This is a genomic window from Parasphingorhabdus sp. (genome assembly GCF_039982395.1).
Lineage (GTDB): Bacteria > Pseudomonadota > Alphaproteobacteria > Sphingomonadales > Sphingomonadaceae > Parasphingorhabdus.
Genome location: NZ_JBDWYO010000002.1, coordinates 82,843 through 98,533, shown reverse-complemented (window position 1 = coordinate 98,533; position 15,691 = coordinate 82,843). Strand labels below are relative to the sequence as shown.

The 15,691-nt window shown below is 52.8% G+C and carries 13 protein-coding genes; 4 read left to right on the top strand and 9 right to left on the bottom strand.

From position 1 onward, the window contains the following. Positions 1–57 precede the first annotated feature (57 nt). The 7 genes from ABJV08_RS06140 to ABJV08_RS06110 all read right to left on the bottom strand — a co-directional run bounded on the left by ABJV08_RS06140 (position 58) and on the right by ABJV08_RS06110 (position 8,323). Positions 58–864 (bottom strand): FCD domain-containing protein, encoded by an 807-nt coding sequence (locus tag ABJV08_RS06140; protein ID WP_348053427.1) that lies wholly within the window; start codon positions 862–864, stop codon positions 58–60. Between the two features lie 124 nt (positions 865–988). Continuing rightward, entirely contained in the window at positions 989–2,005 is a 1,017-nt protein-coding gene (locus tag ABJV08_RS06135) for an MBL fold metallo-hydrolase (protein ID WP_348115095.1), read from the bottom strand. Continuing rightward, positions 2,005–3,150 (bottom strand): M24 family metallopeptidase, encoded by a 1,146-nt coding sequence (locus ABJV08_RS06130; protein ID WP_348053423.1) that lies wholly within the window; start codon positions 3,148–3,150, stop codon positions 2,005–2,007. The genes ABJV08_RS06135 and ABJV08_RS06130 overlap by 1 nt, the downstream gene beginning before the upstream one ends. Before the next feature lie 39 nt (positions 3,151–3,189). Next, on the bottom strand, positions 3,190–4,080 hold the full coding sequence (locus tag ABJV08_RS06125) for an alpha/beta hydrolase (RefSeq protein ID WP_348053421.1): 891 nt from the start codon (positions 4,078–4,080) through the stop codon (positions 3,190–3,192). Positions 4,081–4,124: 44 nt separating this feature from the next. Then, entirely contained in the window at positions 4,125–5,285 is a 1,161-nt protein-coding gene (locus ABJV08_RS06120; RefSeq protein ID WP_348053419.1) for an NAD(P)/FAD-dependent oxidoreductase, read from the bottom strand. A 55-nt stretch (positions 5,286–5,340) separates the two neighbouring features. Continuing rightward, on the bottom strand, positions 5,341–6,198 hold the full coding sequence (locus ABJV08_RS06115; RefSeq protein WP_348053417.1) for a fumarylacetoacetate hydrolase family protein: 858 nt from the start codon (positions 6,196–6,198) through the stop codon (positions 5,341–5,343). A gap of 256 nt (positions 6,199–6,454) precedes the next feature. Further along, positions 6,455–8,323: an AMP-binding protein gene (locus ABJV08_RS06110; protein ID WP_348053415.1), complete on the bottom strand. Its 1,869-nt coding sequence runs from the start codon at positions 8,321–8,323 to the stop codon at positions 6,455–6,457. 219 nt (positions 8,324–8,542) lie between these two features. Here ABJV08_RS06110 and ABJV08_RS06105 point away from each other — a divergent pair, with 219 nt between their 5' ends. Further along, positions 8,543–9,376, top strand: a complete 834-nt coding sequence (locus ABJV08_RS06105) for a crotonase/enoyl-CoA hydratase family protein (protein WP_348053413.1) — start codon at positions 8,543–8,545, stop codon at positions 9,374–9,376. Between the two features lie 108 nt (positions 9,377–9,484). Here the strand turns inward: ABJV08_RS06105 and ABJV08_RS06100 are convergent, their stop codons facing one another. Then, positions 9,485–11,701, bottom strand: coding sequence for a TonB-dependent receptor (locus tag ABJV08_RS06100; protein WP_348115099.1), 2,217 nt, complete (start codon positions 11,699–11,701; stop codon positions 9,485–9,487). Between the two features lie 275 nt (positions 11,702–11,976). Here ABJV08_RS06100 and ABJV08_RS06095 point away from each other — a divergent pair, with 275 nt between their 5' ends. Together ABJV08_RS06095 and ABJV08_RS06090 are read left to right on the top strand one after the other, a co-directional pair. Continuing rightward, complete coding sequence (locus ABJV08_RS06095; protein WP_348053411.1) at positions 11,977–13,185, top strand: VOC family protein; 1,209 nt, start codon at positions 11,977–11,979, stop codon at positions 13,183–13,185. Positions 13,186–13,195: 10 nt separating this feature from the next. Then, the gene (locus tag ABJV08_RS06090) at positions 13,196–13,792 is read left to right on the top strand and encodes a malonic semialdehyde reductase (protein WP_348053409.1); all 597 of its coding nucleotides are present in this window, start codon (positions 13,196–13,198) and stop codon (positions 13,790–13,792) included. Between the two features lie 10 nt (positions 13,793–13,802). Here the strand turns inward: ABJV08_RS06090 and ABJV08_RS06085 are convergent, their stop codons facing one another. Continuing rightward, positions 13,803–14,384: a TetR family transcriptional regulator gene (locus tag ABJV08_RS06085; protein WP_348053407.1), complete on the bottom strand. Its 582-nt coding sequence runs from the start codon at positions 14,382–14,384 to the stop codon at positions 13,803–13,805. A gap of 124 nt (positions 14,385–14,508) precedes the next feature. Between ABJV08_RS06085 and ABJV08_RS06080 the strand changes: the two genes are divergently transcribed. Further along, positions 14,509–15,588 (top strand): aromatic ring-hydroxylating dioxygenase subunit alpha, encoded by a 1,080-nt coding sequence (locus ABJV08_RS06080; RefSeq protein WP_348053405.1) that lies wholly within the window; start codon positions 14,509–14,511, stop codon positions 15,586–15,588. Positions 15,589–15,691 lie beyond the last annotated feature (103 nt).

Here is a 15,691-nt window from a genome sequence, read left to right as displayed (position 1 = left end):
AGAAATATTAAGCAGCATTTTGGAATGAAGCCCGCCGCTAGTAGCACCAGAGCCAGCTTAGCCGGCCTTACGCGGCCTTCCGCGGGGACGCGGCTTGCTTTTCTCACCCGCGCCAACGCTAAATTCCGGGATCGCACCCGACTGCTTGAGCAGTTTTTTTACATCATCAGTGGTTTGTTGAATATGATCGGAAATAAGCGCAATGGCCGCCTGCTCATCCCTATCTACAACGGCCTGCATGATCACGCGGTGCTCATCGGTTAGTCGATAACGAATCTGGTCGCGGTGAGACATTGCAAAAGCTTGATATCTTTGCGCTTGAGACTGCAGGGCGCTGCGAAAGAACAATAGCCACGGCGAGCCACAACTGGCGACCAGCGTATCATGAAAATGAGTGTGCTTCTCACCATAGCTCATCCATTGTTCCGAAGTTGCCTCGGAGTCTGGAAGGCAGGATTTGCTCAACAGATGGAAGGCACTGACAATGCCCGCCTCCCAATTGTCATCGCCGTTGCGAATGGAACCAGAAATAGCTCTGGATTCAAATTCAATCCGCCAGAATGTGATATCTTCAAGGTCTTCGACAGACACAGGGGCAACTCTGAAGCCGCGGCCCACGTCTATCCGGACCAACCCGTCCGAGACCAAATGCGACAGAGCTTCTCTCAGAGTTCCGATGCCCGCGCCATACGTCTTTCGGAGTGCCTCAAAGCGGAGTTTCTCGTCGGGTTTTAGGACGCAACGCGTAATATCAGATCGCAGCTGGCGGTAGACAGCGAAGCTCGCAGCATCCTCTCCCGCAATATCTTGCGGAACGGACGAACGTCCACCTGCAAGACCTTCTAAGACGCGGCCACTTACCATAAAGAAATCTCTTGTTTATTGACCCGTACAGTCTTTGCAGAATCACGCCCATCAAGCAAGGCTTGCTGCCCCTGCCTTGCCTGGTACATCCGCTGCGCAAACGAGCGTGATTGGCGCCGCTGGGTCAAAAGGCTTGCAAATCTTCGCCAGCGATCACTTCACCGTCGAAACCTGCCCGAACTCTGGCGGTGATCTGTGCAACCGCCGCCTTGTCACCATCAGGCGTGGTAAAATGCGTGAGCAGAACGGTTTTGACATTGGCCGCCGTCGCCAATTTGGCAACTTCTTCAGGGGTCAAATGCTTCGCGCGCATTTGCTTTTCAATCATCAGAAGCTGAGCGGCGGTAAAGCCTCCCCGTTCCTCGAATTGCGCCATAATGCCATCGACATCCATCACTTCGGTAACCAGTACATCGGTATTTTTCGCTAGCCGCTCTAGCGCTTTGGAAGGGCCGGTATCGCCGGTAAAAACAACGGAACGATCTGATGTATCGATCCGGTAGCTGTAAGACCGGATCGCGCCAAAACCAGCATCAACCTTCGCCAAATGGTAGAAATGCGAATTATTGACGGCCTGCACACGGACTCTGCCATCGCGATATATTTCTACGGCACCCTTGCTGTCGACGCTCAAGTCCTGCGCGCGAATGACGTTTTTCATGGAACCCATGCCGCGCACTTCGGTTGCATGGACAGAACCAGGCAGAGAAAGATATTCCATTCCAGCGTCGAGGAATTTGGCCGTACCCGGAGGTCCAAAGACGCTCAGCACATCTTGAGCGCCTAAAGTCCAACGAAATGCTCCAAGCGATGCTGTCCCGGCGCTATGATCAAGATGGAGATGCGTTAAAAAAACCGCACCGAGTGCAGCGGGATCATGACCCGACTTGCGCAATTGTGTAACGCAACCTTCGCCGCAATCGATCAGATAAGGCGTGCCTTCTACAACCAAAAGATTGGCTGGTTGGGCCCGATCCACCCTGAGGCGCGGCCCTCCGCCAGTTCCTAGCAAGACAATTTTCGTGCCTGCCTTTGCGCGCTGTTCAGAATCGTCAGGCGTTTCGGTTTGATGAGCCGCCAAAGGCGCTGCCATGGCCAAAGCGCATAATCCGGCCAGGCTTCTGAAACCGCCCAAAGCCATTAGAGCACCATCGCGGCAGGATCACCAGTGGTCAGCCGCTCATATCCATTGGCGGTGATCAAATATGTATCCGCTCGCATAACAGCCGGATGTCCTGCTGCCATGGGATGGAAAATAAAAGTCATGCCCTCTTTCAGTTCAAACGGCGCGCCCTTTATATGATAATCTTCCAATTCCAGCCCAATCGCATGACCAAAGGAAGGCGATGCGGGTTCAAAACCATCGGCCTTGAACTGCGCCGTGATCGCTGCACCAACATCCACCAGATCAGCGCCGGGCCTCACCAACTCCAGCCCCTTTTCCCTAGCCGCATTGACCGCATTATGCGCCGCCAACATTTCGCCCGGAACCGGGCCGGTTGCGACCAGATTGGTCTGCTGACCAAAATAGCCAAGATAGCGCGGTGAAATCTCGATCAGATAGACACTGTCTTCCTCAATAGGCAAAGCAGAGTATGGATTCCGATCGAGTGGCTGCTGCAGCATTGGCATGGACATGCACAGGTTGAAGGAGTCCTCGCACCCTTCAAGGCGCAAAATATGCTCAATATCGGCCAGCACCTCGTATCGTTTGCGTCCTGGCTTGACGATGTCGGGCACATGCGACCAAGCAACATCGGATATACGGCAAGACTCTCGAATGAGCGCTTGCTCCCCTTCACTTTTGACAAGCCTTAACTGATGGACATCATCCCAGATATCGACAAATTCAGCCGCTGGATTTGCTTCGCGAATGGCCTCAATCCAGCCATTTGGGAAATATTCCATCCCCGCAACACCAATTCGATTTATGCCTCTTTTGGCGATTTGATTGGCTATCTGACTGGCCACCGAAGGCGTCTGCACACTATTCTGCCCTGCCATATTATCAGGCACTGCCGTGGGCAGAATATCGGTCGCCCATGACAATTGACCAGCGATCGGAATAGCCCCGGGATGGGTCATAACAAGATCACATTTTTGCCCGCGATACAGCAGTGCTGCGATATAGTCATAAGACGAACGAAAGTTGGTGAAATAACGCTGAAGGCTGGACTGATCGCCAAAATCGCTAAAGGTGATCAGCACATCGACATCATGGCGCGCCATAATGTCATCCGCGGCTTTCCAGCGCCTATCTCGTTCCGCAATTGCAGGTGCTTCCATCGCCTTTAACTCCCATTTCGTAACTGCGTTACTTGATGCTTAGCCCTTGAAAAAAGCAATTGATGCTTTGTTCACTTGATCAGCGGTTTCCCACTGCGGCCAATGCGATGCGCCAAGCACTTCGCACCATTCAACGCCCGGGATCAGCCCTTTATACTCATGCGCCATGACGAGAAACTCGTCTTTGCAATCTGGTGATGCGATAACCATGGTTGGACGGTTGATGCTCTTGAGCTCTTCATCGGTGAGCACGTTTTCATCCCAATGCGGCGGCATAATACCAGCAAAGACATTTTCCATCGTGCGGACCATATTGGGCTGCGCATAAACACGCATCCGCAGGGTCAAGAGGTCAAGCATACGCTGTTTCGGATCAGCAATAAGTTGAGAGAAAACCTTGTCCATTTTCTCAATGGTAGGGTCGGCTACCGATTGCGCGCGTTGAGCGAGGAATTGCATGCCTTTTTGGCGGTCTTCCTCGGTCTCATTGATGCGTGTACGACCCCATGCGGACATCACGATCAGACGCTTCACCAGGTCGGGGCGGCGAAGGGTGAATTTCGTAGAAATCCAACCGCCGATCGACAGGCCAAACATGCTGACATCTTTCAGGCCAAGAGTCTCAACAAAGCCTTCCAATTGATCGACATAGCCAGAAACGGCATAGGGCTCATCGGGCTTATCCGAGTAACCGTGACCCTTCAGGTCGAATGCATATGTGTTGAAATGCTTAGAAAACTCGGCGAAATTCGCGATGAAATTCTCCCACGTGCCGCCCATGCCGTGCACCATGACGACAACCGGCGCATCACTTGGTCCAGCATTGACATAACGCGTGCGCGTGCCCGCAGCATCAACATAACCTTGTGTGAAAGCCACACCGTCCATGAAGGACCAAATGCTTTGCAGATCCCGTTCTGAATTGCTCATATCACTTCTCCAAATTTTTCTTCAACCAGTAAAATTACCAAAAATTATGCAGGCTTACCCTTGTCTTTCCACGCCTTCGGATCGACTTGAATATTCTTTGCGGCTTCAACTATGGATTGGGTGTAGGGCTTGCGCACAGCCTCATACACTTTGAGCGCTTCATGGGTGACACCATGCTCGGCAAAGGCATCAGCTATCGCGCCTGCGTCATGGATCGATTGGCAGCCGCCCTGCCCCAGATTGGGCCGCATGGAATGCGCCGCATCGCCCATCAAAGCGATCCGGCCATCAACCCATTTGTTCGCCACCGGACGGTCGAACAAAGGATAAGCCGCTAGCGGCTCGACACGGGCCTCAATCATCTTGCTGATAATCGGATCAAGTGTGTCGGGGTAGCGGCCCATAACTCGGTCGACCGGCAAGTCTGATGGGTTGCAATCTTCCAATTGATCTCCGCCCTGGAATTGCAAGTCAACGCTAATGAATTTCTCGCCGCGCACTGGCACAGTTAAAGCGTGAACGCCAACGCCCGCAGCCTTGTCGCCAAAGGCCCAGCCATCCCAGAACAGCATGCGGTTGGTCGGCAAGTCATCAGGCAGAATGTCCGCAGAACACATGGTGCGCAAAACGGTATGTCCCGCAGCCACAGCTGGCACATCATCGAACATTTTTCGGGCAAGAGAGCGCACGCCGTCTGCCGCCAATATAACAGTCGCGCTAACTTCGGTGCCATTTTCAAACGTGGCAACGGGGTTACTATTTCCCCCATCATCAGCATTCTGAAGGGCAGTGAGGCGGTGCCCGACATGGACTTTACCTTCGGGAATTTCAGCCAGTAGCATTCCCAGAAAATCGGCCCGCAAGAAAGAGTGTACAACGCGCGTTCCCATGCGGCCGTCGTCATTCACACCGAGCGATCCAAGGTCAGGAAAGGGCATGGAGACAACTTCTTCGCCAGTATCCAATTTCTTGACCTGCATGCCTTCCAATTGGCAGGAGATATCGTGGAACTTCTGATCTAGGCCCCAGCGTGCAAGCACCGCAATCGCGGGGTCATCAATAGTCAAATGCCCGCCAATTTCGCCATAGGCAGGCGCTTGTTCAAACACTTGCGCATCAACGCCGGCGCGGTTCAGCGCGATCGCCGTTGTCAGGCCTGCAATTCCGCCACCAATGATGGCCACTTCCACTGAATTTTCAGTCATCCTTATCTCCGTACCTGGCCTTGTTTTACGACCTATTGGACAGCCTATCTGCCGACTATTGCTCTAGCTCAATTGTATTGGACAGCACACCAATCCCATCGATGGAAACTTCGCAAACATCGCCAGGTTGCATGAATACCGGCGGCTTTTGCGCGCCGCCAACACCTGCTGGCGTGCCAGAAATGATGATATCCCCCGGGCTCAGAGTCATGACTTCGGATAGGGTCGACACCAAAGTCGCAACATCAAACACCATGTCTGCGGTGTTTGCGCTCTGCATCTCCTTGCCGTTAAGCACGGTACGCAATTGCAGCCCGCTAGCCCCTGGAGGCAACTCGTCAGCGCTCACAAAGAACGGACCAAAGCTGCCAGAGCTGTCGAAATTTTTACCAATGGTCCATTGGTGCGTGCGCAGTTGGTAATCGCGGATCGAACCTTCGTTAAAGATCGAATAGCCCGCGACATGGTCATGCGCGCGCTCTTTGGAAATCGCACGACCGCCTTTGCCGATGACAATGACCATCTCGCCTTCATAGTCGAGTATCTTAGACACTTTGGGTTGAATTATCGGCTGCTTGTGCCCGACCCATGATGATGGATAGCGGGTGAAGATGATCGGATAGTCCGGCACCTCATGTGCACCCTCTGCGGCATGATCAACATAGTTGAGACCGATAGCGATCGCCTTGCCTGGCGCGAGGATGGGAGGCAGCCACTCCTCCACCGCATCTACGGCGATCCGGCTGTCCGCCTTGGCGGCCAGTTCTTCAAGACCTGTAAGCAAGCCTCCTCCGTCAGCAAGAGCGGCATCCAGTGATGCCGGCCCGCCCGCTGCGGTCAGGTCGACCAATTCATCATTAACTCGCATCCCCAAAGACACGCGGCCCTTGTGACGAAAATGCGCTAATTGCATGTGCCTCTCCTAAGCCCGTTGCGCCCGCTGCGATGCCTTCGCGGCATCAAGCGCATATCATTTCACGCCCAGCACGGAGCGTAGCGAAAATTCAGCCCCCAAACGCATTGCCTCTGCAAGCAAATCGCCTCTGACCGTGATTAGAACGATACATTTCTTTTTTAGAAAATAAAGGAAAAAAGGAAATTAATAGATTTTTTCGAAAATATGCTGAATTTTTCATATTCAGATCTATTTCCACACTCTTTGCGGCTCTTTAGAAATGCAGGTCCACGTTTTCCGAATTGGTATTGAATAGGCCGTCTACATCGCTGGCCCTGCGCTCTTTTACCGCGCGCTGGTTAACCGAGCCTTTGTCGGTTAGCTCACCGTGATCCAATTGCGGCGGTAAAGCCAACAGGCGCATGGCCCGAACCGCATTGGAGGCACTGGGGTTTTTGCGGTTATACTCCGCCATCTTTGCCGAGATTTCCGATTGGATCGCTACCGAATCGTTCAGCGCGTCAATTTCGGCTGAAGCAACACCATCCAGTGCCGCGGCCGCTTCAGCGTTGAGCCATGCTAAAACGCGCAATTCCGACTGATTCTCTCCGCAAACTACCACTTCCTTGACCAGAGGCGCCAGCGCATCCAGCAAAGCTATGCGCACTTCGCCGACACGCACAAAAGTACCATTGAGCAGCTTAAACTCCTCATTCAGCCGGCCTGCAAATATCAGACCCGATTGCGGATCGCCTTCTTTCGAGAAACGCACGCAATCGCCGGTTTGATAAAAGCCATGCTCATCAAAAATCGTCTGATTCAGATCAGGCCGATTGATATAGCCCTTCGTGACGGCTTTGCTGGACACACGCACATCATAACGCTGATCACCAAGCGGGACCAATTTCATCGCAAATCCAGGGTGCGGCAGGCCCAGAGTACCTGTGACATCGGTTGGCCAGTAGACGAAGCCTCCTCCGGGCCCGGTCTCCGTTGTGCCGTAACCGCAAACAATCGTGATCCGCTGCCCCGTGTGCCGGACCGCCAATGCTTCGAAACGCGCGACAATATCAGCGGGAAGCGCTGCGCCGCCATATCCCAAAGCAGTCATTTTTTCTAAAATCATACCAGCCAGTGCTTCATCGGCCTCCATCTCGTCGATCAGCATCGCGATGGCAGAGGGCACGTTCATGAAAAAGTCGGGCTGAACCTCCGCCAGATTGCGCACCGTCCGACTAAAGAGGCCAGGCACAGGTTTACCCTCATCAATATAGAATGTGCCACCATCGATGATAGAAAGACTCAGAGTCGTTGCACCAAAGACGTGACTCCATGGCGCCCAATCGAGGCGGACACCAACTCCTTCATCCAACCGGCCCATGGTTGTGAGATTGGACTCGGCAGCCACCAGCAGACCTTCATGGGTCAACGGAACACCCTTTGGCGTGCCTGTCGAACCGGAGGTAAACATGATCTTCGCCGCGGATTCTGCTTTGATCGCAGCCATTGCCTCCACAAGCCGATCGCCCGGCTCCGTCGCGGCCAGATCCGTGAAAGCCAAATGCCCCGCCTGCACATTTTCCGCCGCAATGATGGGCAGATGGTCTAACCCAGCGCCCGTTAGCGCTGGCGCAAATTTTGCCCCGTCTTGGACAAAGATCAATCCGGGTGCGGCGGTTTCGCAAACCTGTTTCAGCCTACCGAAATCGCCGCTCATCAAAGAATATGCCTCAGAGACAGGCGCAATCGGTACACCGGCCTGCATGCCTGCCAGCATCATCACGGCATGTTCAATCGAATTGCCACTGGGGATCAGCAGCGAACGACCAACGGGAATTTGCATATCCAAGATCGCCTGCGCCATGCCATCGACCTGACGTTTGGCATCGCTGAACGATAGTTCGCGCCAATCTCCGCTCTCTATTTTACGTTGTGCCAGCCAAGCGCGATCTGGGCGGGCATTGGCATGGCGAGCGAGATAGGCTGGCAAATGCGCCTCTCGCAATGTGAGTGGAGTGCGCGAATGCATAATAATCGCGCCATCTTTTAAATGCTCAACATCCAAATCCAATTTTGCGAAAGGAACATGGCGGAACGGAGGCTGTCCGCTTTTCTGTTCGCGCCCAGCAAGACTATCACTCATATTCTCAATCGCCTCTATCGCACCGGACCGACCATCCGGGCATATCCTATAAAAATGGCGATGCTTGTTCAGAATATCACCATTGATGTTTTTTCGAAAATTTGTAATATTTTCTAATTTGCTGCTAGTCAAGCTTATGCCTGTTGGCCAGAAGGAATTTGGCCTTTGACCGGCTAAAAAAACCACTGCGTCAATCTCGGCGCCACAATGGAGCAATACGTGACCCAAACTGATTTTTTCAAGCTGTCGACCGAAAGCGGCATTGCACATCTTATGCTAGACAATGCGAACCAAGCCAATTGCCTGAACGATGCATTTTGGATTGAGCTACCGCAAATCATGCATCAATTGGATGCCGATACCGCTGTGAGAGCCGTCGTCATATCGGGCGAAGGCAAGCATTTTTGCGCAGGCATGGATTTGTCGAGCTTTGCTTTCATCAGCGAATGCGCGGAGGCAGAAGCCGGAAGAGGCGCCCACGCTCTATACAATCGCATCCGCCAATTGCAGTCCGCATTTGACGCTGTTGAACACAGCCGGCTGCCCGTGATTGCAGCCGCGCATGGCGCGTGCATTGGGGGGGCTATTGATTTTCTATGCGCATGCGACATTAGATTGGCATCCCGGGATGCACGCTTCTCCGTCGCGGAAATCAACGTTGGCATGGCGGCGGATGTGGGCACTTTGCAACGCCTGCCCCGATTGATCGCACCCGGCATTGTAAAAGAACTCGCCTATACCGGTAGACGCTTTGATGCAGAAGAAGCGCTGGGATGGGGCTTCGTGAATTCCGTCCATGATGACCGTGAGACTGTAATCAAAGAAGCCCTGGATATGGCAAAATTGATCGCTTCCAAGTCGCCGCTGGCCTTGGCAGGCACAAAGCGTGGTATCAATTATGGGCTCGACCATTCGGTTGCAGAAGGGCTCGAGCAGATTGCCACGTGGAACGCTGGGATGCTGCGGCCCACAGATCTGAATGCTGCTAAGACTGCGATGCAGGAAAAGCGGCAAGCAGTCTTTGATGATTTGGACCATGCGCTTCAGATATAGATTTAGCTGCATCGGTCGGCCAACCGGCCAAAAGTAAAAAATGGGGCGCTAGCAGAATTAAACCTGCTGGCGCCCCAATGTTATGTGGGTCACTCTGGAGAAAGAGCTTTAGAAATTCAGACCCAATTCAAGTCCGACTTGGCGGGGTGAGCCCCAAGTCACAAACCGCGTTCCTGTCGATGATGACGAGGCCAGAGATTGGAAATAATCTTTGCCGGTCAAATTTCGGCCAAAGGCGCGTACGGAAAAACGTTCATCCTCACTGCGCCAAGTAACAGAAGCATCAACCAGCGCATAACCTGGTTGCGAGTCTGCATTATTGCCAAATTCGCGGAAGAAAATCCGTGACTTGTAAGAAAGATCAGCCCTGAATGTCAGAGCCCCGCCGGCGATCACAGGATCCGTCTCATAGGATGCTCCAATGTTCGCCGAGAAGTCCGGCGCATTCGACAAGGCATTGCCATCTGTATTTTGCAGACCGGCCGCCGCATCGAGAAGGTCAAGGTTCAAGAACCCTGCACCATAGCGCGCACTCATCAGCGAGGCGTTGGCGTTCAAGGTCAGCGGGCCAGCGCGATAAGAGGTCTCCACCTCTGCGCCATAAACCTTGGCTTTCGGAGCGTTGTTGAGCACGAATGAGAAACCGACCAACTGCTCGACCTGCAGATCCTTATAGTCATAGTAGAATCCAGCAACGTTCAACGTCAGGTCACCAAATTGGTTTTTGGAACCAATCTCATAAGCCGTCAGTTTTTCTGATCCATAAGACGCGCCGCAACCTCCCCGGTAGTTGAAGCCACCAATTTTAAACCCCTGTGAATAGCTAGCATATAGATTGCTATCATCTGAAGCCCGATATTGTAGGCCTACACGCGGGGTAGTTGAACTGAACTTCACTGCACTTTCCCCGGTTAGATTGTTGGGATTGGGGCAGGCAGTTGGCGGAATTTGGAACGGACCGCCAGGAGTCTGTACAAAAATTCCGTTCACTTCTCTAATGCGTTGCGAATCTTCAGAATAGCGAATGCCACCCAAAAGCAATAACCTGTCTGTCACATCAACCGTGAAGTCGGCGAAAACAGCCTTGGACTTTGTCTTATAGGGATCGCTGGAAAACGACAGAGTCGAACCGGGCGGAAGACCGGCCGGCGAACCAAGCTGGAAGATCCCAACCGGAAATTGGAAGTCCAATTTGTTTGAAAACTCATCATCCATGTAGAAACCGCCAACCACTGCTTTGAGCGGGCCAGTGTTGAGCGTGAAGTTCAGCTCTTGCGTAAAAGTTTTCGCTTCTTGCTGATCTTGCCTCGGTGATTGCGATACATCCAGCGCATCAAAATCCGCCGAGAACTCATCCTTATAATGCTGGTAGGCTGTGATTGATTTGATACCAAAATCACCAGAGTTCCACTCCAGAATGCCGGTAATACCTTTATATCGGCGGTTCTGGCTAACCGGGTCATTTTGCGCAGTTTGGCGCGCCCGTGTAGGAAAAGTCGCTGTGTTCAAAATAGGGTTCTGGGCTACCGCCTGCGGGAGGGGTGTGCCGACCTGAGTAAAGTAAATAAACTCTCCCCGCCGCCTGGCAAAGGTTCCGATCAAGCTAGCCGTTACATCTGGGCCGAGATCAGCCTCAAGATGAATCCTACCGAACAGGCTATCGCCTTTATCAACATCACCGCTGCCATTGGGGTTTATGTTTTTGACAAAGCCCTTGCCACGCTCCCAACGTTTGCCGGTAAAGCGCACACGAACAGCATCGCTGATCGGAAGATCGAGGCCGCCTTCGATCTTATATTCATCAAATGTAGCATAGCTTGCGCGAACATAACCGCCCACTTCGCTACCGGGCTTTGTTGTTTTAAAATTGATCACCCCGCCATTGGCATTGCGACCATATAATGTACCTTGCGGACCGCGCAGCACCTCAACTTGTCCAATATCAACCTGAGCAATATCCGCCATTTGCGGACGCGGTTGATAAACGCCATCAACGTGGATTGCCACGCCAGGAGAACTACCGAGAACAGTCAGACCAACGCCGCGAATCGCCAGCGCAGTGTCGCCGCGCGATGTGCCGCCACTAAGATTGGGTACAATTGCGATAAGATCAGAAGGGTCGCTCACACCGCGTGCTTCCAATGTCTCCGCTGTCACGGCCGTGACCGACGAGGGGACATCCTGAACATTTTGTTCGCGCTTGTTTGCTGTCACGATAATGACGTTTTGATCTACTTCTTCAGCCGCTGCGTCCTGTGCGAATGCTGGTGAAGACCCGATTGCTGTCGCGAGGATACCGCAACTGCACAACAATGCTCTTTTCAAGTTTCATCTCCCATTTCCTCGATCGCACTATTGGACAATGAATCAATGCCATGTGCGATTCGACGTTTAGCGCATCGACTCTTCAGCCGCTGCGAGACTGGGAATATGACGAAGAAAATCAAATATGCAAGATTTCTTTGAAATATTTTATAATATTCGAATATTTCTTGCATTTTTGACAGCGTTGGCCAATGCTGCAACATATAGAAAGCCAAAACCGCAATTGGAAATGGCAAGCCCGCAGGGGCCAAATGCAATATTGGGAAGGAATCACAATGACCAGCTACTCCGTTGAAGGCGTAAAATTTCCACGGCCTTTCCGCATTCGGCGCCTCGGTCATTTTGGCTTCAACCTGAGCGACATTGATGCTGGCATAGACTTTTACGGCCGACTGCTTGGCTTTGATATGACTGACATGGTCCACCTCAAAATGCTTGCGCCGCCTGATGTGCCAACAGACTTTATCGTTGATGACCGCGTGCCGTTCATGACATTTAATTCCGATCATCATGCGATGATCATTGCCCACCCTTCTGTTGGTCCGATCATCGGCGACCCAGAAGGCCATCCGGAAGTCACCATGTCACACTTCACTTGGCAGGTCGGCTCGCTTGAAGAAGTGGTCAATGCGCAGCAATATCTCTCCGAAAAAACCAAGCTGATCCGCACGGGGCGCGATATGCCGGGTAGCAATTGGCACTGCTATTTCAGCACGCCAGAGGGGCAAACCTGCGAGCTATATTATGGCATGGAGCAAGTCGGCATCAATGGACGCAGCAAACCCATGCCCTATTATGACCGGCGTTTTGATGGCGAATTCCCCATGCCGCAAATCTCTGACTTTACGGAACGTGATCAGAAAATTGAGGCAGGCGTCTCCATGGAGGACGGCTTTCAGCGCACAGAATTCGGTGACGATCGCCGCTATGATGTAGGCGGCGTTATGCTGCGCCGTCCTTTCAAAGTCACTTCTCTGGGGCCAGTCGCAGTCTTCGTTGAAGACATGGCCGCATCGGTTGCGTTCTACACCGAAATGCTCGGCTTCAAAGTGACCGAAACCGTCACTTACAATGGCCATGATTTTGTCTTCTTGCGCCACGGCAATGAGCATCACAGCCTGAAGCTTTATCCGCTGGAGTCGCGGGCAATGCTCGGCCTGTCCGAACATTCGCGCACGGTCAGCATGGGCATGAGACTGGGCAGTTATCAGCAGCTGAAAAACGCAGTTGAATGGCTGAAAAGCGAAGGCGTTACCTTCATCGACCAACCGCCAGAGCTCAACCCAGGGATCGATTACACAGTCTTTGGCCTAGATCCAGACGGCCATGCCATCCAGCTTTACTACTACATGGAGCAGCTGGATTGGGAGGGCAAACGCCGCCCAGTCGAAAGTCGCCGCGCAGTTACAACGCCGTGGCCCGACACGATTGAGGCACTGGAAGACACCTATGCCGACCAAACCTTCATGGGCCCATTGGGTTGAGGATCAGAACATGAGCACCAAAACACCCGTTTCCGATGCAGCATTGAATCAGCTGTTTTTCGATGCCCGCAGCCAGAACGGCTACACGGATCAACCTGTTTCTGATGAGCAGATCAAACAGTTATTTGATGTTCTTCAAATGGGGCCAACTTCGATGAACTGCCTGCCCGCTCGCTTTGTTTTTGCGCGCACGCAGGAGATGAAGGACAAGGTTGCGGCCTGCGCGGCTCCGCCCAATCAGGATAAGATCAGCGGAGCGCCGGTGGTGGTGATTATCGGCATGGACATGGATTTTGTAGAGCAGCTACCAAAGCTGTTCCCCCACGCCGATATGCGCGGAATGTACACAGGCAATGATCAGTTGATCGCCGACACAGCCTTTCGCAATTCAACCTTGCAAGGCGCCTATCTGATAATGGCGGCGCGCGCACTCGGTCTAGATTGCGGCCCGATGAGCGGCTTCAACCCGCAAGCGGTCGACGATGTCTTTTGGTCAGAGACAAAGGTGAAAACCAATTTCATCTGCACCATCGGACATGGCGATCCATCCAAGGTCTTCCCACGCTTGCCGCGTTACGATTTCGATGAAGTCTGCAAACTGGCTTAGACGCAGTAACTCATCCAGCAGGTGAAGCGGGGATGTCGCGCGAGACAAGCCCCTCAGCCAGCGCTTTGAGTGCGGATCGAAACGCGTCTTCCAAAACGAAGTGCTGGCTCAGAAAACCGCTGGTAACTGTGTTTGAATGATCCAGCGCCATTCCAAGCGAAAGCGAAATGACCGCAGCCTGTATTTCCAGAGCTTCGGGAATCGATAGCCCAAAACCTGCCAGTGGCTTGGCCGCATTTTCCGGACTGACCTCTTCCGATTGGACCGGAGGCTGCGACAGAGCGAACAGCCTCGCTGCATCACGATTGCTCATCAGCACATTATAAAAAGCGAAGCCGAATTTCTGAGCCCACTCACCCGCCGTTGATGCGCTAAACACGGCATCACGCGCTTCCATGAAATAACGGACCGCAATCGCAGAAATGAGCTCCGACTTGTCGCGATAATGCGCATAGAGCGAGGGCGCCTGAATTTCCAAACCCCGCGCGAGAGAACGCATCGTAAGACTGTCCAACCCGCTTTCTTCTATAATCTCCAGTGCTGCATCGCAAATCATCCCTTGCGACAGCACAATATCGCTACGTCTTGCCATCGATTCCACCTTTACAAACTAACACTGTTAGATTAATTCCATGTGCATAGGCAATGAGGCAAACGAATCTCATTGCGGGGCCAGATGTCAAAGAGCGTCTGGCTGAGAGGAAAGGATAAGGCAAATGGCATTTTTGAAGAATGTTTGGTATTGCGCGGGTTTCTCGCACGAGTTGGATGACGGGAAATTTCTGGGCAGAAAATTGGTCAATGAGCAAGTGCTTATGTACCGCAAGGAAGACGGCACAGCCATCGCCATGTCCAACATTTGCCCGCACCGCTTTGCTCCTCTTAGCGAAGGCCCGCGATTTGGCGACAATGTTTCTTGCCCCTATCACGGCCTCGAATTCGATTCGACCGGACAATGCGTGCGCAACCCAAATGGCGATAAAGGCAGCAAGACCGACCTTAACCCGCCCAAAGTTGCACGTTTGAAATCTTACCCCTTCGAAGAGCGCTGGGGCATTATGTTCATCTGGGTGGGCGATCCCGACAAAGCAGACGTGGCTTTGATCCCAGATTACTCGATGACGGAAGAACGCCCAGGTCACAAAACGGTCTTTGGTTCGCACAAATTGGATGCACATTACCAACTCGCTGTCGACAATCTGCTCGACCGCACCCATGTTCAATTCCTTCACCCTCGCCTCAATTTGGGTGATCAATTTGCGGACAATTTTGAACGCAAATATAGCACGGAACAAACCGGCGATTTGATCTGGGACTACCATTGCGAAATCAATGCACCCAAAATGCCGCTGGTTGCGCTGCTTTGGCCTGAAGCCCCTGACCTCATGGAATATTATTTCGATGTGCGTTGGGAAGCACCAGCCAATATGCTGCTGGACTCAGGCTCCGTTGCTCCGAACACCAATCGCGAGGTGGGTTCACACTCACCGGGCGCCAATATGGTGACCCCAATCGACGAAGGCTCCTGCTATTATTTCTGGAACCTATGCCGCGACAAAAATCTCGATTCTCCAGAAACGGATATGGGCATTCAAAAAGGCGTCGGAGAGACTTTCTCACAAGAAGATGGGCGTATGGTCACCTTGTGTCAGGAAATGATGGAAGGCGAAACCGACCTCTTGTCGATGAAGCCATTGCTATTGCCAAGCGATGAGGCGGCCGTTCGTGCCCGCCGTATCATCGCAAAAAAGCTTAGCGAAGAAGCCGCAGAAGAGGCCATGGAACCCGCGGAATAAAAGTATTCCACTGCGGATCCGCCTGCACAAGGGCACGCTTTTGGCGACACAGCGGGTAAGCTTACCAGCCTTCCAACGAGGCCGGTGAGCTTGCCCGTTACCT